Genomic DNA, 19,262 nt, shown 5'->3' on the forward strand with positions numbered 1-19,262 from the left:
TCGGCTTCGCTAAGCCGCGAAGGAAACGTATAATAAGTTTCGCACTTTGAAAAGTTGATAAAAGAAGTCCTTTCAATGTTCGATGGTAATTGAACAATCAAAAAACCATAAAACTATTGAAAGGACAGAATCATTCAGAACGGGAGTGTCAAGGATTATGGCAAGATGGAGAAGTCAGACCAACTCATCGCAAGAAAACTTCAAAACCAAGATACCGGCGTACACGCCATGAGGCATTTGAATGTGTATGAAGCGTGAAGCGAAAAATAACAAAATACACTTCATAAGATATGCTTCACAATTTATGTTTTTTTCATTTTGTTAGAGGCTTTTAGTATTATTTTTATTCCATTCAAGTATTTGACCGTCTTTTAACAGATGTCTGCGAAGTTCACTATAATTTACATCCTGCACGGATACACCTTCCTTAACGGCCTGATATGCTGCTGTTGTTGCGGATTCACCTAAAATCATAAAAACCGGCTCCATACGAACAGAACCATAAGCAATGTGCGAAGCCGAAACACAAACAGGAACCAAAAGATTTGTACATTCATTTTTTGGAGGAATTATTGCCCTGTATGAAATCGGATAAGGCTCAAACCCTTTTACCTGCACATCTCCTTCATTCTTTACACACCCGCTCGCATTTATGTACCTTCGTACATTGTGAGAATCCATTGGATAAGAAGCCAAACCAATTGAGTCTGCAGTAATTTGTCTGCCCATACAATGATGTTCTGTTATTATGAAATCGCTGACCATACGCCTTGCTTCACGAACATAGATTTTGTAAGGCCAGTTATTATTATCCGTAAACTCATCTTTTGCCAATCCCCATTTCGAAACGGCATTTCTATATACTACAGGAACACAAGCATCGTTTGCCAGAAAATACAAAAATCCTCTTTGATAATTTTCATGCTCGGCTTCAATGCCGGCACGTGTTTTATAATCTCCTTCAGGATAATCGTAACTCATTCCTATATAATCAAAGGAGAAAGGCCCTTTATTATTCGAATCTGTTTTTAAATTTGGCATTCTGTCAGTTGTAAAAACCGATTCATACGTTTCCAATGATTGCAGGTATTTTAACAGCAATTCATATTTTGAACGATTATAATTTGGCGGAGCCTGAAACGGAACCATATTGGACGGATTATCTGTCAGGCAAAGTCTGTAACAATAAGACTGAATACGCTTATCACCTTCACCATCATGGCCAATCTGATTTGGACTCGTTTCCAAACCCAAATTATCTTTCTGACTTTGCGACAAAGCAATGCAGGATGTGAACTGATGATATTTAGCATTTTTTATCTGAATACCATTAAGAGTTTCATTATATTTTGAATTGGGTTCCCTCCCTGTCGTATATGACACTCCCGCTTTGGCCATCAAATCGCCTTCATAAGAGGCGTCAATGTAAATTCTGGCAGATATTATCCGCCCAGATTCCATTTTGATTGATGTTATTCGATTGTTGTCCTTACTGACTCCGTTTTGCAAATCCAGTCTTTCACCCAAAAGTATTTTTACATTTGTCTCGGTAAGCATTTTGTTAAAAACAGCTTCCGCAACGTGCGGTTCAAAATACCACTGACATTGATTGGAATCACCGCCGTTATAAAAGCCATAAGTTCTTTTATAAAACTCCCTCGCAAGTCCCCCTATTGAGTCGGTTTTGCCGGCATCCGTAAAGCCAAGACCTGAAGACGTGAGCCCGCCCAAATGTTTTGAAGGTTCTATCAGAACAACAGACATCCCAAGTCGTGCTCCTTTAACTGCTGCGACAACTCCTGAACTGGTACCGCCATAAATTGCCAAATCGTATGTTTCTCCGAACACAGTTTTTTCCTGCCCAAAACCAAAGGTGCTGAAGTAAAGCAATATAAAGCATAAAATTTTTCTGAAATTCATTTGCAAAATCCTTATATCGAAAAATTTTCATTACCAATAACAGCTTTTATGTCAAACCTGCGTCAATATGGGAACATCTTAATAATGCCATTTGGGAACATTCACGCCTTTTTAGGATTTAAGCTATCTCTAAAAGCTTGTCCTCGCGAAAACGGAGATGTCATTGCGAGAAAGTTTACCCCCGCGCAGGTGGAGGAAGCTATCTCAATTCTTCGAATTTTCAGAGAGCCCTTTAGTATTATACTCCATCTCTTTTCCAATTTCATCACAAAATTATCGCAACCCTGATTTCTTATAAATCCATTCAGTAATAAACAAAACAGGTATTTATTTTTGAAAAAACAATATTTATGGCCGCAGCGATGATTTCAGTTTTGCCGATGATACTGCTGGTGCTTATTTTCGAGCGTAAAATCATCAGCGTCCTAACACTCGGCGCTGTAAAAGGTTAAAACCGGAGTTATTAAATCATTTAAAAAAAATGTTGCATTTTAAAGACAGTATATTACAGTTATAAGCATATTTAGATTCAATTTAATACCAATTATCTAAAGGAAGGTGCGAAGATGAAAAAACTACAATTAATTTTAATGCTCACGGTCTTAACAGCGTCGACAATCATTTTAACCGGCTGCTACAGTTGCCAGACGTGCAACCATCTGTGGGGCAAAGGTGAGCGCAGCAGTTTCCCGGAAAATAAATTCTTCTGGGATAAAGACTGCAAAAAAATATGCAAATCGGCCTGCGGAGACAATCAAACAATAACAAAATTCCCCTACGGCAAGCTCGGCATAATCCAACTCGATGAAACCCTTCCGCCAAATGTAACCGTCAACTCGGAATTCAACTACATCGTCAAAGTATCGAACCTTACCAAAGTAACCGTCAGGGATGTAGTCGTAACAGAAAATCTGCCCAACAATTTCAAATATGTAAACTCCGCGCCTGCCGCTGAAGTCCAAGCAGGCAGCCTGCGGTGGACAATCGACTCAATCGCACCCGGCGAAGTCAAGACATTGTTAGTTACAGGCGTATCGCCGACAACCGAATGCGTCAGCATCTGTGGAATGCTTACTTACAGGCCGCCAATCAGCGAAACTATAAGCCGCTGCGATTAAGAAAGATGGTATCCGTGCAAAGCCTTATATATTGGCTCGCGACATTCTGTCGATATGCCATACAAAAGTATATTTAAAAACAATACCTAATACAATAGCAGGAATACCATAAGCGGCCGCCTGCCCCCACTTGCCTACAAAAAGCACTGAAAGACATAGAATTGAAAGTATCAGCCAGGCAGCACCGATTGTTGCAATGAGGAAGCCGGCAGAAATTAAAAAACGCGGATTTTGTATTTTTATGCCGTCTTCGGCTTCAATCGCCAGTCGCACAGGTTTCCAAAAACCCTGCGGATTGGCCTTACGATAGAACTTTTTCAAAAGCCACATATCCTCCGGCTTTGTGAAAATCGCAACAAGCATCCACAAAACGGTTGTGATTACCATCGCAATAATAGCCTGATACATTTGCATCTGCTGCTCGATGGATTCTGCTTTCATCGATTGCTGCTGCCACCAGTCAATTCTGCTGCAAATAAACTGAATTGCAAAATAAACTACCGGCCCGGCAATATTAGCGGTTACCCATGATTTGAAATTAATTCGCCACCACCACCATTGTGCCCAGCCGATTAACGCTGTCGAGCCAAAAATGCCCGTCAACATTACCGCGATTCCCATAAGGCTGTTTGAATTGAAAACAACAAGCAAAGATGCCGCCATAATTAATATCATAAAAAATCTTCCAAGCCAAAGCGCTTTTTTATCGGAAGGTTTGCCAACCAGAGGGCCATACGCATCGTTGACGAGAGTCTGCGAACCATAACTCAAAAATCCCGCAACTGTGGACATAACAGAAGCAATGATGGCCGCAAGAGCCAGCCCCAATACTCCCGGAGGCATAAAATCCGCAAGCAAAAGGCCATACGCTTTTTCTCGTTCTGCGGGAATAGCACGGTATAATTCCGGATGATTAACTATCGCGCCAAGAGCCGGCAGCGTTAGAGTCAACAAAAGAACGAAAAGCGCGATTTCCGCCCATACGCCCATTTTAGCGGCCTCTCTGTTATTACGACAGGAAATCACCCGCTGGCCTTCTATGCCGACAGTTCCGCCCAGGCCGACGTTCGAAAGGATAAGCCATGCGACAATCACCAACGGAGTCAAAATCGCATTGCCGGCCTGTGGTAATGGATTCATTATATCCGGCGCAAAAGTTCCGTGTATTTTTGTAATTGAATCCGCAAGACCCGATGGGCCGCCAAAGTGAAATAAAACAATTAACAACAACGCCATATTGGCTAAAAATATTATTATGCCCTGAAAAACATCGACAATAAGAACGCCGGCCAAACCCGACACCCATATATAACCAAGCATAATAGGCGTTACTATTGCTATAGTAATCATTTTATTTTCGATGTGAAAAATTGGGCCTGCAATCATATGCAGTCCGAGCAGCCCTGCGCCAATCCACGGAATCATACCGACTATAACGCCGTAAAAGCAGGAATAGACGCGAACAAATTTTCCTTCATTACCTTTGAATCTCAACGAAAAAAATTCCGGCCCGGTCGCGATTCCAAGCTGACGCCACTTCACCGCAAAAAGCGTTGCCAAAATCAGCCAGCCCAAAGCAAAACGTGAGAGGAAAAACCAGCAAACAGAAAGTCCCAATGCGGCACTCATTCCGACATAGAGCGGCGCGACATCGGCATTGATTGCGACAAGCGAAAAGGAAATGCCGGTTACCCAGCCTTTCATATCCCGGCCTGCAAGGAAGAAATCATCCGTTGTTTTGCGGCTGCGATGAAGAATTTTGCTTGCGAAGATACCAATAATAAAAGTACACGCAAGGTACGCAATAATAACGGATAAATCCAAAACTCGATTCATAAAATACTACTTTCTGTTACATTTTTGCTAATTTTTCAAACTCTTTCGTACAAAGCAGCAACGCTCGCGGGAGATGGAAAAAGCCCTTCCATTTTCCGCCTTTGGATTGAAATAGAACTTCGCCGCGTCTGTTTAAATAGCCAAACCACTCGCCATATTTCTTATCGTTGAAATGGCTCCATGAATAATCATGAATCTTTTCAAACCAATTCCAATATTCTTTTTTACCTGTGTTTGAATAAGCTTTGACCAGCGCAACAAGCGTTTCTAAATGCACCCACCAGAGCTTCTGGTCCCATTCAAGCTGCTGCGTGGGATTTCCCTCGATATCCATAAAATAAAAGATGCCGCCATATTTTTTGTCCCAGCCGTATTTAAGAGTGTGCAGCATTATCTCGCAGCATTTATTTAATAGAACTTCATCATTTCGTCGGCAGGCAATATCCATCATAAACCACATCGCTTCAATCGTATGGCCGGGGTTGACTAATCTTCCCTCGAAACAATCCAGCTTTTCGCCTTTTGGTCCGACATTTTCTATCAGCAGTCCTGTCTTCTTATCATAGAATACACCCATCACTTCCCTGACACACATATCAAGAGCTGATTCAAGCTGTTTTTTCGGCAACATCCATTCCAGCTCAAGCGAAAGGTTCGCCAAAATCATAGGAACAGCCAGCGACATCATTGGCCTTGAGCCGGGAACAGCTTTTGTATATTTGCCTTTCGGATTCGATTTGCGTTTCAGAATATTTTGATATGTATCATAAGCTATTGTTTGAGCTTTTTTACTGCCGCTTGCCAGAGCATACTGACTGAACGCCATTGCGGCAAAACAATCGCTGAAAATATTATATGGAGCGATGAGAGGCGTGCCTTTTCTATCAAGCGAAAAATACCAATCGCCGTTTTTGTCCATTCCCTTTTTGGCAAGGAAATCAACGCCGAGTTTGGCATTATCGAGCCATTGCTTTCTTTTTTCAAATCTGTTGTAAAGAGCGGAAAACATCCAGACTTCTCTGCACTGAAGCCAGACGAATTTATCTGTATCGTAAACTTCGCCTTTTGTGTCAAGACAGGTAAAATATCCGCCGTATTTTTTATCGAGGGAATTTTTTGACCAGAAATTAATCACATCCGACAATGCTTTTTCATAAAAAGCACCATACTTAACAAAATCCTTTTTTACCATTTTTACTCCCAATTAATATATTGATGTTTAAAAGTTCCGTCGCTGTAAAGGTCGAACACGCCGAAACCTTCTTTCGTTTCCTGATACTTCCCGCCCCACCAGCTTCCGCATACGGAACCATCACAGATATACATTATACCATTATATACAACAGTATCAAGTAAATGCAGATGGCCGCTGATACAAAGTTTCACGCCGGGGTATTTATAGAAAAGGTCTTTGAGTTTGCGGGCATCGATATCCATATAGCCGCGGTAAATAGACCAATCGCCGGATTTTTCACTTTCCTTATCGTCAAAAAAGGCCGCCGCAGAAAGAATCGGAGCGTGCGAAACAATCACAACATATTTATCTTTATTTTTCTCAAGTTCACCTGAAAGCCAGTTAAACTGTTCATCATCGAGCTTCACAAGGTAGCTGTCTTTGCCATCCGACATAATATTTTCAAGGATTATAAAGTGCCAGTTTTTAACATCGAAGCTGTAATACCGTCCCGGCATATTAAATTCGTGAATCGGTCGTTTTACGCCCCAAAATTCTTCATTGCCGGTTGTCTGGCTGGATTTTTTGTCCCAGCCCCACAAATCGTGATTGCCAATGCAGTATTTAACAGGGATATGGCAATTATCCTTCATAAGCTTTTTAACAAGATTAAACAACACCATCGCATCGTTGTCAGTCGCGGCAAATGAATCCATTACATTGTCGCCGCCCGTAATCAAAAGTTCCGGCTTGTCCGGCAAAGACTGCATATATTCCAATGCTTTTGTGAACCGCTGCGGCGCATTATTGTCCGGCGTCATATGTATGTCCGTAAAATGAGCAAAACGAATCACACGATTTGATTGCGCACCATTAACGACAATTGTTAATGATAGAATGATGCCAACGAATAAAGTACAAAACCTCGTTTTCAATTTTACTTCCTTATTTTATTTTAAAATGCTCGCAATATCTTTTATAAATATTTCCTGCAGCAGGCCATGTTGAATATGGACTCATAAAATGCGAGAATTCAAATGTGATACATTTCTCAACGCCTGCACTTTGAGCAAAATCCAGTTTCCACTGCATCTTTCGCCAGTCAATCGGCGGAAAATTAAAAGGTATGTCTCTGTCAAAACTTTCAACGTTAGACCACGCCTTCATTTCGTATTTTTTTATTAATTCATTATTGACTGCAATATAATCTTTCAATACATCATAATCAACATGGCCGTCCTGAAAAGCAACTATATCAACACTCTTATGAAGAATCGAGAGAATTTCATCCCATTCTTTTCGATGCTGTTCAATACTGATAGCGCTCTGGCCGACAATTTTTTTGCCCCACATATAAGGCGACATTATAACAGGCAAATTGCCGCTGATTTGCTTGCACACATCCGCCAGTTTCTTCTGGTAAACAGGTAAATCAACGCACCGTGTATTACCATTTCCACTGCGGTTTTTCTCATCTTCGGCCACGGTATAATATCTTCTGCCAAATTCGTGCGTCAAATACCAGCCGGCAAATGCTTTGTATTTACCATATTTCTTCCAAACCTCATACATAAGCTCAATATTTATTCCCAGCTCATCATCAAATTTACCTTCCCGCCAGAATACATTCGAATCATAAGTGCCGAAATAAAGCGACATATTATTTTTCTCGGCGAGTTCGAGAAACATTTCCGCAAGGTCATAATATACAGGCAATAATTGTATTTTCTTTTTCAAAACACGCGAATCGAAAATCGCCTGATTGCCCCATCCGCAACGAATTATGATAACAGTATCTATTCCTATTTTTTTCATCGCTGCAAAATCTTTTGCCCATTCTTCTCGCCCCCAGTTGTTGGAAGGAATATCAACCGTTATTTCATCAAGGAAAGTTCCTGTAATCTTCATTTCATAATGCCTTCAAAATACTTTTTATAATCGTTAAAAAGACTTACTGCCCGCTGTCCGCCAAGTTTGAATTTAGTCCACGGAGGATTCATCAGGCCGGGAAACTGATAACATAATATTTTTTCAAATTTATTGAATTTTTCAAAATCGCTGACTATTTCATCAATCGGCCGAGGATACAACGCCTCATCTTCGGCAAAAAGAAAAACTTCCATATCCAGCCATAACTGCGTATTTGCCCGGTCGCAAAGTTTTCTTAACGTCTCTACCGCCTGTTGACCTGTAGTATCACCGAGCGGCATCCGGTGAAATCCGAACGGGCAAACAATATCGAGATTTTTAAGAAGCTCCGGCCAATATCCCATTCCAAATATCAAAAAATAACAGTTCGGCGCAAGCATTACCGGCTTGTCTGGACATAGAGACTTTGTATATTCCTTAAATTCCTTAAAAAACGCGACGACTTCCTGCCTGCGATTTTCATCATCACCAAGACTACCGAAAATTTCTTCCGATACGTACCAGCCGTAAAAAGATTTATGTTTGCCGTATAAATCCCATAATTCCTTAGCGACTTTCTTATGCCATTCAAGAGAACCTTTTGTAAAATCGAACCAGGCATACAACCCGACGCCGAGAAAGACACTTGAGCCAGTCTTATCAGCCTCATCGAGAATCGCTTCTATCGGGTCATCCGCGGCCATCGGCACCTTCGCGGGATATAATTTCGAATTATAATATGCTTTGCCTTTATATCCTTCTTTTTCGATATTACTTCGGCGAAAGTGAAACCGTCAAAACCATTTTTACTAAGAATAGCTACAACACGGTTTTTCATCCATGCCAGGTAATCCTTATCTATAAACGTCATTAATTTATATTGATCCATGGAATTGTTTGTGAATTCCATGCGGTATTTTTCCCAGTCTTTAATCCGTTCATCCTCCGGCATATATGTGCCAGATGCACATAAAAGCGCCGCTACGGGAATGTCTCTTTTCTGGAGTTCCTCAATAACATCTTTTCTTATGCCCTTGTCGGATGTTACGAAATAAAAAACCCCTTCATAACCGTTTGCTATTATTTCCTCGGCGATGCTTCTTGCGCTGCGGTCTTTGTATATATCAAACCCCAGGTCTATTTGTACAGTTTTTGCGTGAAGAAGTTTTTTAGCCCGCGGCGTAAGCTGCGCAAAAGAAGTGGAACTAATAAATATCAGTAAAACCAAAAATATTAATTGCGACCATGTGCATTTTTGCCGGGTCAACTTCATTTGCCACCAATCTTTTTCACTCCAAATTTGGAGCTTGCGAAAGACAATTTACTTACAAGGGCTAACGTTGTCCTTAGGTTAATATTATCTGTTTTAAATTGCAAAGTCAATTTTTTTTCTTTTGTAAATTTACTGCGTTTACTTAAATTTGCCGTTTTTTCTAACTTAAAACATCATTTTAAATTAGTACACTTGATTTATCTTTAATCTTTTTTCCATTAATTTTTTATGCAGTTCATCGTTTCTGGTCAATCTTTCCACATACCAGTTGAACAGACGTTTGAACCACCAGCCAAAGAGCAATGCGACAAGTGCCTTCCACGCCGCCTGAAAATATCTTCCAACGAATAATTCAGAACACGCAAGAACCGCAAACCACGTCCAGACAAGTCCGACAAAACTCACCGCAAAACCTGACGCAATTAAATGCCTCGGCTCTGACGGCAGTGCATTTGCTCCATCTTCAGCTTTCACCGCATCATGTATCGGCCCCCACGCCCCCATAGGTCTGGCTCTTCGATAAAATTCCTTCAAAACTTCAATATCAGCCGGCTTGGTAAAAATCGCAACTACAACCCATACAACGGTTGTAAGAACCATTCCACCCATTGCCTGCCACATTCCCAACTGTTGAGCCATCGATTCACTCATTTGTAAATGCTCCGCCCACCACGGCACATATTTTAATATCCAGCCAAGCAGCAAATAAACAATCGGCCCGCCAACATTCGCCGCAACCCACGACCAGAAATTCACCCGCCACCACCACCATTGCCCCCAGCTCATCACAGCGGTAGAACCAAACAATCCGCCCATAACAACAGCGATACCGAGAAGACTTTTTGCGAAATATACAACCACAATAGATGAACCAAGCACAACAAGCATCAGCAGCCTCCCCACCCAAACGGCTGCGCTGCCTGAAAGCTCTTTATTAAAAAACGGTCGATATACATCATTCAATAATGTTTGTGCGCCATAATTCATATGCGTACTAATCGTACTCATCACGGCCGCAAGAAGCGCAGCAAGAGCAAGCCCCAGGAATCCAACCGGAAGATAATCATTAAGAGCCGCCGCGTAAGCAGCCTCCCTTCCGGCAGGGTCGGCAGCGTAAAATTCCGGATGGTCTGCCAGCGTTCCCATCGCCGGAAGCGTCATAAGCATCAACATCACAAAATACGCTATATTTGACCAAACACCCACTTTCGCGGCCTCCTTCGAATCCCTGCACGATATCATTCGCTGACCTTCGGAGCCTACATTTCCACCCGAACCGACCGTAAAGATAATTCCCCATATAAGCACCATCATGGGGCCAAAAACTCTATGGCCGGGTTTGGGCATTATTGATAATATTTCATGTGAAATATAGCTCGAATGTGCATGCTGTATCGCCGCGACAATACCGGATGGACCGCCGAATTTTATTAATACAATTACAGTAAGAATCGCATGCGCCAGAATAATCACTACCGTCTGCATCGCATCAGTAACAATCACACCGACAAATCCATTCACCCACACATAGATAACTATCACCGGCAACACAATCAGCAATGTAACTGTCTTGCTGTCAATTCCAAATATCGGGCCTAATATTACGTGCACACCAAGCATACCGGCACCAATCCACGGAACCATGCCAATGAAAACCGCCGTCAGCGAAGACCATACTCGTACAAACCGCCCGCCTGAACCGCCAAAACGCAAAGTAAAAAATTCCGGCCCTGTAAAAACACGCAGTTGCCGCCACTTGGCACCAAATAAAAGGCCAAGCACCAGCATACACAAGGCATAATTCGACATATAAAACCAGCACATCGAAAGTCCCATCACAACCGCTACGCCATAATAGGCCGGTGCCATATCAGCATTCATCGCTGTTACTGCGTTTGAAATACCATTAATCCAGCCGGACATTTTTCGGCCGGCAAGAAAATAATTCTCCTCATCATGCTCGTCCCCTTTAACATCGCCCGTCTTCAAAATTTTCGTCGCAAAAATTCCAAACACAAACGAAAGTATCAGGTACACTGCTACAACTACTGCATCAATAATGTGTTTCGACCACATAGCCCTGCTTTCTATGCCAACCTTGGACAACGTTGTCCAAGGTTATCTTACATATTTAAAACAGCACTGTCAATCTCTGATTAAAATTTTGTGAATTATGCTGTCATTTTTTTAGAAAAAGTTTATATTTAAATCTCTGCCAATAGGATGGTTATGAACAAAGCACCAACGATAGTTGACATAGCGAGAAAAATGGGAATATCTCCCATATCAGTATCGCGTGCATTGCGAAACGCAGGACACGTAAGTAAAGCACTGCGCGAAAAAATTTTGCAGGAAGCAAAACGCATCGGCTATCAACCCAACACGGCGGCACGAGCCCTGCGAAGCAATTCAAGTTTTCTTATCGGCCTGATTGTGCCAAGCTTCTTCTCCCACCAAATAGATGAACTCGTAACAAATATTCAACATCACGCACAGGAATACGACCACGGCTTAATATTCGGCCTAACCCAATGGGACACGAAAACAGAACTCAAGCAGCTCGAATTTATGGCCAACAAAAAAGTTGACGGCATTATTATAAAATCACGCGGCCAACAACAGGTCGTCGAAAAAATTAAACAGCTAATTAAGAGCGGAATCAAAGTCGTCTGCCTCTTGGATAAATATGAATGTGACGCCTGTTCAGTACTGGTCGATAATGCCTACGGCGGGTCACTGGCAGCAAAACACCTCATAAAGAACGGACATAAGAAAGTATGTTATATTACATATAAACTGGCTAAAAGCCTTTCATACAGCGTTACACACTTTTCAAATGAAAGATTGTCCGGCTTCAAACGCGAATATGAAAAAAATAATATTCCACTAAATGATAACATCACGTTATACATCGATACGCAGCCGGATGCGCCATTCTCTATTAAACCGTTCGAGGTTCTACTCGACCATATTAAAAATTATTCGGCAGTGTTCACTTATGACGATTACATTGCGGCAGGCGTTTTAAACCTTTTACAACAGCACGGAATCAAAGTACCTAACGAATGTTCCATAATCGGATTCGATGATTCGCCCCTGGTAAGCCACTGGAGCAATCCGCCAATTACAGTTATAAAACAGCCGGATGGAGCACTCGGTTTCGAGGCGACCAATTTAATACTCGGCAAAAATGAAGACAGCATGGCAAATAACAACGGCGATAATATTTACATCGTCAAACCCAAACTTGTAAGCCGTGAATCTGTAAAAGACATTTCTTTAAAATAGCAGAATATTGTGCAAAAATGGCAATACAACAACAGTCAGTGCAACAAAAGAAATTTGGAGTCCTGCTTTAATATCTGTATTGTCAAATCCAAAAACGGGCCGGCTTTTATCAAACGAATTTCAGCGTTTCCGATTTTCCCCTTTTTCAAAATACATTTTTCCATCAAAATAATTTCCATCTTCTGGAAATTCCGCTCGTCACCATATTTATGGATTTTCAACTTCAACTTCGTCTCTCTGCCTTGATAATCCTTCACCGTAGCAGTCACGAAATCCTTCTGGTTGACATAATCGACGTCTGCCAACTCTTCGGCCGTGTGGAATAACGTGCAGCATTCAAGGTCAACGCCCAACATAAGGACATATCCATCCGATAGAGCAAGTTTATGATATGGCGAATTCAAACCGCAGGGAGTTACACAATTTTCATGGCCTTCGGTAAAATATTTTGCTTTTGCGCCGATAGCGGAAACAGAATGTGTTGGATGAAGACTACGAGCCGCAGTGCTTCTCTTTCTGAATGTTTCAGGAATTTTGCCAGTCCAGCAGGGAGAATTAATTACATCGAAAACCGGCGGATTGGCGGGGCATAATTTTTCGGAGCCTGTCAGAGTTGGAACAATAATTGTGCCATCACGAGCGACCGCTTCCAAAAGAGCATCTATAACAGTATCCACGCCGCCGGTAACAATTCCGAAACGCGATAACGAACTATGAACTAATGCGGTATCGCCGGCTTTGAGGCCGAGCATTTTTAAGCCTGTAACAATTTGCTGCTTTGTAACAACGATTTTATTTTCCATTTTGAATTGCATCCCTTAAGTCCGCAACGACACTCTGTAAACGCGGTTCGCTCTTAAATTCTCTAACTAAATTCCACCAGAAACAGCCGCCAACGCTATCTTGAGCAACTGTTTAACATTTTTTCTCCAAAAAAGAAAACATGGCCAACGTTACCCACACTCTACCATCTATGCAGCCGATGGTCAATATTTTTCTTGTGATATTCGCAAGATGACATGCTGGCTCATCACATCGTGATATTGGAATTGAACGCAGACAACTACCGTACTCTTGAACAGTGGCCTCATAACAGAGGTTGCCTGAAATATTAGCTAATGCTTATATTTTCCCCGGTTTCGCCAAGCTCAAATATATGCAGTTTATTCACATCAATATACATCGTTACCAGATGATCAACATCCAGCGATGTGTGCGGGTCAAGATTGGCAATAAATTTCTGTCCTGACGTGCTCGTCAGATAAATATCTTTTCTGTCGCCGAGTGGTTCGACCACATTAACTTTTGATTTAATGCCGTTGTTCATCTGGCCGGCCAATGGCTCAACCGTCAAATGCTCCGGCCTTACGCCGAGAACCATTTCCTTATCGATATAATTTTTAAACCGGCTACCGGTACTTTTTATCTCAACAACATCACCGTCGTTAAGAATAAAAACAATTTTGCCGTTTTGGGAAGATATTTTACCTTTAAGAAAATTCATCGGCGGAGTGCCGAGAAAGCCCGCGACAAAACGATTCACAGGCTTGTCATAAACTTCCATCGGCGGCGCAACCTGCTGAATTTCGCCGTTGTACATAACGCATATCCTGTCGCCGAGCGTCATAGCTTCGGCCTGGTCGTGCGTTACATAAATCGATGTCGTATTAAGTCTCCTGTGAAGTGCTTTTAATTCCGCTCGTGTCGTTACGCGAAGTTTGGCGTCGAGATTACTCAACGGCTCATCGAACAAAAACGCCGCCGGGTTGCGAACTATCGCACGCCCCAGCGCAACTCGCTGACGCTGACCACCAGAGAGCGCTTTTGGTTTTTTGTCGAGCTGACTGCTGATGTCGAGCATTTCAGCAACTTCGGTAACACGTTTTTTTATTTCATCTTTGGGATATTTGCGAAGCTTCAGACTGAACGCAAGATTTTGAAAAACTGTCATGTGAGGATAAAGCGCGTAATTCTGAAAAACCATCGCGATATCGCGGTCTTTGGGCGGAACATCATTAACGACTTTATCGCCAATGGTTATTGTTCCATCGGAAATATCTTCCAGTCCCGCTATCATTCGCAGCGTTGTGGTCTTGCCGCAGCCGGAAGGCCCGACTATAACCATAAATTCCTTGTCGGCGATATTAAGATTGGCACCTTTGACCGCCTCGAAACCATTGTCATATATTTTTTTGACGTCTTTAAGAAAGACTCTGGCCATAATTCAGCACCTTCTGATATATTTTACAGTAAAAGAGGAATTATACCAAACACAAAATAACTTGTAAACAACCGGTTTCTAATTAATTTTAACAACACAGGCAAACGGCGATCTCTATGCCTGGTTCAGTTATCTTGTCAGCCAGCCTCCGTCAACCGGAACTATCGAGCCGTACAGGTACGAAGCGGCCTGGGAAGCGAGGAAAACGACAGCACCTTTTAAATCATCGCATTTACGGTTACGTAAGTTAACAAACCAAAACAAATGCAAAAATTACCGCTCTCATTGCTTTCCTAATACTATCAGCTATTTACTATTTAAATTATGCTTCAAATTATTTTTGAGCCATTCGACTGTTTTATTCACATATTCTTTATCACAGGCACCCCAGCCTTTAATATTATGCGTTCCACCCTCAATCGATATTATATCATAAGGCACATTTGTCACGTCAAGTCTGGTTTTGAAATTTATTGAAAGCTGATACGGCACTGTAGTGTCAGCCGTCCCATGCATCAAAAGAAACGGCGGCAGTCCCGGCCTGACGTAATTGATGGGTGATATATCCCAAAGCAATTGCAGCGATTGCGCATCAAGCTTCTTAAAGCCCAGCACAGTATTCAGATATATGGATATATCGCCTCGCCGCATTCCATCATATACCAAATCAGTCGGAGAGGCGACAAGTACGATTGCCTGCACTTCCTTATCGTTGTCGGATGTCATCGCAGCCAAAGCCGCAATCTGCCCACCTGCCGAATAGCCCATCACCGCGATGCAGTTCGGGTTGATTTTATATTGCGAACCGTTCGCTTTGACCCATTTAATAGCTGTTTGAACATCTTCGTAACAGGCAGGCCATTTATGCTTCGGCGCAAGTCTGTAATTTATCGACACACAAACAAAGTCGGCGTCGGTCAGTGGCTTTGCGAAAATTTTCTCATCGCCCTGCTTGTCCCCACCAATCCACGCTCCGCCGTGAACGACGATAACTGCCGGAAAAACACCGCTGCCATTCGGCTCATAAACATCAAGAAGCAACTTTTCCCCGCCTGCGTTTCCATACTCAATATCCGTCTGAACCTGCATAGCATTCGCAAAGGTGCAAATCAAGAGCATTAAAACAAAACCAAAAACTACATTTTTCATTATCATCCTTTACTACCGGCTAATGACTATTGATTAATGACTACTTATTTATGTGCAGAATCTTCGCCCCATCAAAACCGTTGAACTTCGTCGATGAAGCAACACTATATGCCCCGATATTTTCGGTTACGAGCAAATCGCCGATTTCAAGATTGCCCGGCAGTTGTTCCGAAACGGAAATTTTGTCGAAACTGTCGCAGGTCGGCCCTACAACCGCGCAAACTTCTGTTTTGCCGCGTTTAAACGCGGTGAAATTCGGCATCCAGTGGTCGTAAACAATTCCTGAAAACGTATGATAAACGCCATCGTTAATATGATAGAACAATTTTCCGTCGCGACGAGCCCTGCCGATAATTTCAGAAACAAGCGTCGCAGTCGTAGCGACCATAAACCGTCCCGGCTCGGCTATAAATTCCGCGTCAGCGGGAAACAGTCTTTTCATTTCAGAATTTATTACCTGTGCAAGCTGCTCAAATTTCGGCGAATAAGAATCGTAAGGCACAGGGAACCCGCCGCCCATATCGACGATTTTCGTTGCGTAGCCTTTCTTGCGGCACTCGTTGAAAATCTGCGAAGTAATCTGCAACGCGTTTGTGTAGTTGTCGAAATTTGTGCACTGGCTGCCGACGTGAAAACTCAAACCCTCAACCGTCAGGCCGCAATCGAATGCAGAATTAATCAACTCCATCGCATCGCCCGGCTCGGCTCCGAATTTTGAACTCATCTCGACCTGCGAACCGGTATCCGGCACTTTCAGCCGAAGAACAAGGCCTGCTGTCGGACAATATTTTTTAATTTTCTGAACCTCGTCCGCGTTGTCGTAAGTCATCAACGGTTTGTACTTTTTGATTTTGCGGAGAGTGTCTTTGTCTTTGATGGTATTTGAAAAGATGATTTTGTCCCAGATAAAGAACTCCTTGTCTTTTTTGCGGTAGTTCTGAATCTGGTCGTAAACCTGAATGAACTCGTTATAGGAAGCAACATCGAAACTCGCGCCTTCGTTGAAAAGCGTTTTAATGATTTCCTGATTGGAGTTGGCTTTTACCGCATAATAGGCCTGAACTGTCGGCAGATTCTTCTTGAAAGTACGAAAATTTTCACGAATCTTGTCGTGGTCGAGGATAAATAACGGCGTTCCGTGCTTTTTGGCCAGTTTTACTAAATCATTTTTCATTATTTATACATTCTCCAAAAGTTTTTCAATTTGCTTTTGCGTTGGAAGTTGTTTTTTGAGTTCTTTAGGCAATTTGGAAGTAATTTTATATTGCGCCACCCCAATCGGCTTTTTAGTTTCTTTCAACGCATATTCGACTATTGTCCGTTTCTTTTCTTTGCACAAAATAATCCCGATTGCCGGATTTTCGCCTTTTAATTTTACGGTATCGTCAAGGGCAGCCAAATAAAATTGCATTTTCCCGACATATTCCGGCTTAAATTCACCAACTTTCAGTTCAATCGCTACAAGGCATTTAAGATACCGGTGATAAAGCAAAATATCAATAAAGTATTCCTGATTTTCTATTTCCAGCCTATACTGATTTCCCATAAACGCAAATGTCCCACCCATTTCGACAAGAAAGCGGTTCGTTCTGGAAATAATTGCCCGCTCTAACTCTGCTTCGCAATGCTCCTCCCCGAGTTCCAGAAAATCAAATATATATTCATCTTTCACAGCAAGTTTGGCCTGATTACGAATCGGCACAGGCAAGACATTATCAAAGTTGGTTTGACTTGACAGTGTTTTTTCATAACTTTCGTTTTCGATTTGATGAATTAAAACATTCTTACTCCATCCCATTCGCCGCGTCATACGAATATAAAATTCGCGTTCCAAATCATCTTTACACTTCTCAAATATTATTAAATTGTGAGACCAGCCAATTTCTCGCACCAATGGTGCGAGTTTTTCTTTTTTATTATAAGCAATGTAAAAATTACGCATTCTCCATAAACCGGCCGGCGAAAACCCCTGAATACCTGAGAACTCCGCCTGCAAATCTTTTGCGAGCATTTCCACTATCGATTTGCCCCATTTGTCCCCTTTTTGCCTTTCGACAATCATTTTGCCGATATCCCAGTAAAGCTGAATCAGCTCTTTGTTGACAGCTTTAAGTGCCTGATATTGTGCAGAACGGATACGCTCTTTAACATCCTTTAAAAGAGAAGAATACCCCTTCCCTGCTATTTTAACCTCTGCCGACCGGGACATGGCATTTTTCATATCTTTTCCTGCGATCCTTTATAAAAAAACGTCGTTTAAAGATACACTCTAACCCCCTCATAATCAAGGTTTTATTTAGGTTGTTTGCCGTCGATTAACATATCCCGACAAATATAATTGTCTTTTGGAAAATTTCTGGCAATTTGTCGTACGATTTGGTAGTATATTCATCTGTAAGTTAAAAATTTGCGGGTGTAACTCAGTGGTAGAGCGTCAGCTTCCCAAGCTGAAAGTCGAGAGTTCGAATCTCTTCGCCCGCTTTTAATTATAAGAAAGACACGGATTCCGCAGCGGCGGAACACTGAACTTAAGACACGGATTAACACTGATTTACACGGTAACTATTTCTTGTTATAATCTCCAAAACTATGAAGAAAAACGGATTTACACTTATTGAACTGCTTGTTGTGCTTGCTGTGATTGTCGCACTTGTCGCAATACTCGTTCCTTCGTTGGGCAAAGCAAGGCAAATCGCCTACAAAATCTACTGCCTCAATAACCTCAAACAACTCGGCATCGCTGTAAATTTATACACCCAGCAATACAAAGTTTATCCGGTCTGCGTAAACGATGTAAATGTAACATGGGAACAATTTGTCGCCAATCCGGAAATCGGCAATAAAAAGATGCTCGGCGTGCCGGCAGGACTTTGGCCATATCACAAAGAAAAAAAACTGTATGAATGTCCTATGCTTCTGCGGAAAGCAGCGCAAGTAAGTTACTGCTATGACAGCCGGGCAGGACGCGAAATACCGGCCGGTCAAACAGCTTATGCCGCACTTAAACCACTGTTTAATCCGCCGGGCGAAACCACAACCACCGACAAAAAAGATTATTACCTGCTTACGCCAGACAGAGTTAAATCACCTAAGGCTTTTGTCATCCTCTACGACCTGCCGCTCGTTGACAGCCCAGTGTCTAATGCAGCAGGCCTTTATCAAAATATCGACCCTGACGATGCAAACAGTTTCAATGACGATGTCGCGGACTCCAACGGTTATCTGTGGAACTATAATGACGAACCAGCAGAAGGGCCGCATTCCAAAGGCTTTAATATCCTGTTTGCAGATATGCACGTCAAATGGTTTAAAACGTGGAATCAAACTGAAATGACACGCAAAGCAGATTAAAAACAAACCCAGCCATAGTCCCAG

At 42.2% G+C, this 19,262-nt stretch carries 16 protein-coding genes, 1 tRNA gene and 1 pseudogene; 4 read left to right on the top strand and 14 right to left on the bottom strand.

The features are described 5' to 3' along the window. Positions 1–321: 321 nt before the first annotated feature. Entirely contained in the window at positions 322–1,920 is a 1,599-nt protein-coding gene (locus LLF92_11830; protein ID MCE5341796.1) for an FAD-dependent oxidoreductase, read from the bottom strand. A 566-nt stretch (positions 1,921–2,486) separates the two neighbouring features. Between LLF92_11830 and LLF92_11835 the strand changes: the two genes are divergently transcribed. Further along, positions 2,487–3,038 carry a DUF11 domain-containing protein gene (locus tag LLF92_11835; GenBank protein MCE5341797.1) on the top strand — a complete coding sequence of 184 codons (552 nt, stop codon included), beginning with the start codon at positions 2,487–2,489 and terminating at the stop codon, positions 3,036–3,038. 24 nt (positions 3,039–3,062) lie between these two features. Here LLF92_11835 and LLF92_11840 read toward each other — a convergent pair whose 3' ends face one another. The 7 genes from LLF92_11840 to LLF92_11870 all read right to left on the bottom strand — a co-directional run bounded on the left by LLF92_11840 (position 3,063) and on the right by LLF92_11870 (position 11,305). Next, a complete protein-coding gene (locus tag LLF92_11840; GenBank protein MCE5341798.1) occupies positions 3,063–4,874 on the bottom strand; it encodes a hypothetical protein in 1,812 nt (603 codons plus the stop codon). A 16-nt stretch (positions 4,875–4,890) separates the two neighbouring features. Next, the gene (locus LLF92_11845) at positions 4,891–6,066 is read right to left on the bottom strand and encodes an AGE family epimerase/isomerase (GenBank protein ID MCE5341799.1); all 1,176 of its coding nucleotides are present in this window, start codon (positions 6,064–6,066) and stop codon (positions 4,891–4,893) included. Between the two features lie 2 nt (positions 6,067–6,068). Continuing rightward, entirely contained in the window at positions 6,069–6,983 is a 915-nt protein-coding gene (locus LLF92_11850; protein MCE5341800.1) for a metallophosphoesterase, read from the bottom strand. 10 nt (positions 6,984–6,993) lie between these two features. After that, entirely contained in the window at positions 6,994–7,956 is a 963-nt protein-coding gene (locus LLF92_11855) for a DUF4434 domain-containing protein (protein MCE5341801.1), read from the bottom strand. Next, on the bottom strand, positions 7,953–8,726 hold the full coding sequence (locus tag LLF92_11860; protein ID MCE5341802.1) for a DUF4434 domain-containing protein: 774 nt from the start codon (positions 8,724–8,726) through the stop codon (positions 7,953–7,955). Before LLF92_11860 ends, LLF92_11855 begins: the two co-directional genes overlap by 4 nt. Continuing rightward, a complete protein-coding gene (locus LLF92_11865; protein MCE5341803.1) occupies positions 8,639–9,229 on the bottom strand; it encodes a hypothetical protein in 591 nt (196 codons plus the stop codon). Before LLF92_11865 ends, LLF92_11860 begins: the two co-directional genes overlap by 88 nt. A gap of 183 nt (positions 9,230–9,412) precedes the next feature. Next, on the bottom strand, positions 9,413–11,305 hold the full coding sequence (locus LLF92_11870) for a hypothetical protein (GenBank protein MCE5341804.1): 1,893 nt from the start codon (positions 11,303–11,305) through the stop codon (positions 9,413–9,415). A gap of 153 nt (positions 11,306–11,458) precedes the next feature. On the opposite strand from LLF92_11870, the gene LLF92_11875 reads away from it, so the two are divergent. Beyond that, positions 11,459–12,517, top strand: a complete 1,059-nt coding sequence (locus LLF92_11875) for a LacI family transcriptional regulator (GenBank protein MCE5341805.1) — start codon at positions 11,459–11,461, stop codon at positions 12,515–12,517. A 35-nt stretch (positions 12,518–12,552) separates the two neighbouring features. Here LLF92_11875 and LLF92_11880 read toward each other — a convergent pair whose 3' ends face one another. From LLF92_11880 to LLF92_11905, 6 genes and pseudogenes are all read right to left on the bottom strand, one after another. Continuing rightward, positions 12,553–13,320 carry an AAC(3) family N-acetyltransferase gene (locus LLF92_11880; GenBank protein MCE5341806.1) on the bottom strand — a complete coding sequence of 256 codons (768 nt, stop codon included), beginning with the start codon at positions 13,318–13,320 and terminating at the stop codon, positions 12,553–12,555. 308 nt (positions 13,321–13,628) lie between these two features. Next, positions 13,629–14,738 carry a sn-glycerol-3-phosphate ABC transporter ATP-binding protein UgpC gene (ugpC, locus tag LLF92_11885; protein ID MCE5341807.1) on the bottom strand — a complete coding sequence of 370 codons (1,110 nt, stop codon included), beginning with the start codon at positions 14,736–14,738 and terminating at the stop codon, positions 13,629–13,631. A gap of 129 nt (positions 14,739–14,867) precedes the next feature. Next, positions 14,868–14,963: pseudogene (locus LLF92_11890) on the bottom strand (2-deoxy-D-gluconate 3-dehydrogenase). A gap of 81 nt (positions 14,964–15,044) precedes the next feature. Beyond that, a complete protein-coding gene (locus LLF92_11895; protein MCE5341808.1) occupies positions 15,045–15,887 on the bottom strand; it encodes an alpha/beta hydrolase in 843 nt (280 codons plus the stop codon). A gap of 40 nt (positions 15,888–15,927) precedes the next feature. Further along, positions 15,928–17,061, bottom strand: a complete 1,134-nt coding sequence (locus LLF92_11900; protein MCE5341809.1) for a type III PLP-dependent enzyme — start codon at positions 17,059–17,061, stop codon at positions 15,928–15,930. Positions 17,062–17,064: 3 nt separating this feature from the next. Further along, on the bottom strand, positions 17,065–18,108 hold the full coding sequence (locus LLF92_11905) for a PDDEXK nuclease domain-containing protein (GenBank protein ID MCE5341810.1): 1,044 nt from the start codon (positions 18,106–18,108) through the stop codon (positions 17,065–17,067). Between the two features lie 188 nt (positions 18,109–18,296). Between LLF92_11905 and LLF92_11910 the strand changes: the two genes are divergently transcribed. Next, positions 18,297–18,368 (top strand) — tRNA-Gly (locus tag LLF92_11910). Positions 18,369–18,476: 108 nt separating this feature from the next. Beyond that, the gene (locus LLF92_11915; GenBank protein ID MCE5341811.1) at positions 18,477–19,238 is read left to right on the top strand and encodes a prepilin-type N-terminal cleavage/methylation domain-containing protein; all 762 of its coding nucleotides are present in this window, start codon (positions 18,477–18,479) and stop codon (positions 19,236–19,238) included. Positions 19,239–19,262: the final 24 nt, after the last annotated feature.

The sequence above is a fragment of the Planctomycetaceae bacterium genome (assembly GCA_021371795.1).
Classification (GTDB): domain Bacteria; phylum Planctomycetota; class Phycisphaerae; order Sedimentisphaerales; family UBA12454; genus UBA12454.

What these genes read in the sequence shown, in the direction of transcription:
- LLF92_11830 (MCE5341796.1), bottom strand. Translation starts at nt 1,920, where the DNA reads ATGAATTTCAGAAAAATTTTATGCTTTATATTGCTTTACTTCAGCACC.
- LLF92_11835 (MCE5341797.1), top strand. Translation starts at nt 2,487, where the DNA reads ATGAAAAAACTACAATTAATTTTAATGCTCACGGTCTTAACAGCGTCG.
- LLF92_11840 (MCE5341798.1), bottom strand. Translation starts at nt 4,874, where the DNA reads ATGAATCGAGTTTTGGATTTATCCGTTATTATTGCGTACCTTGCGTGT.
- LLF92_11845 (MCE5341799.1), bottom strand. Translation starts at nt 6,066, where the DNA reads ATGGTAAAAAAGGATTTTGTTAAGTATGGTGCTTTTTATGAAAAAGCA.
- LLF92_11855 (MCE5341801.1), bottom strand. Translation starts at nt 7,956, where the DNA reads ATGAAGATTACAGGAACTTTCCTTGATGAAATAACGGTTGATATTCCT.
- LLF92_11865 (MCE5341803.1), bottom strand. Translation starts at nt 9,229, where the DNA reads ATGAAGTTGACCCGGCAAAAATGCACATGGTCGCAATTAATATTTTTG.
- LLF92_11870 (MCE5341804.1), bottom strand. Translation starts at nt 11,305, where the DNA reads ATGTGGTCGAAACACATTATTGATGCAGTAGTTGTAGCAGTGTACCTG.
- LLF92_11875 (MCE5341805.1), top strand. Translation starts at nt 11,459, where the DNA reads ATGAACAAAGCACCAACGATAGTTGACATAGCGAGAAAAATGGGAATA.
- LLF92_11880 (MCE5341806.1), bottom strand. Translation starts at nt 13,320, where the DNA reads ATGGAAAATAAAATCGTTGTTACAAAGCAGCAAATTGTTACAGGCTTA.
- ugpC (MCE5341807.1), bottom strand. Translation starts at nt 14,738, where the DNA reads ATGGCCAGAGTCTTTCTTAAAGACGTCAAAAAAATATATGACAATGGT.
- LLF92_11895 (MCE5341808.1), bottom strand. Translation starts at nt 15,887, where the DNA reads ATGAAAAATGTAGTTTTTGGTTTTGTTTTAATGCTCTTGATTTGCACC.
- LLF92_11900 (MCE5341809.1), bottom strand. Translation starts at nt 17,061, where the DNA reads ATGAAAAATGATTTAGTAAAACTGGCCAAAAAGCACGGAACGCCGTTA.
- LLF92_11905 (MCE5341810.1), bottom strand. Translation starts at nt 18,108, where the DNA reads ATGAAAAATGCCATGTCCCGGTCGGCAGAGGTTAAAATAGCAGGGAAG.
- LLF92_11915 (MCE5341811.1), top strand. Translation starts at nt 18,477, where the DNA reads ATGAAGAAAAACGGATTTACACTTATTGAACTGCTTGTTGTGCTTGCT.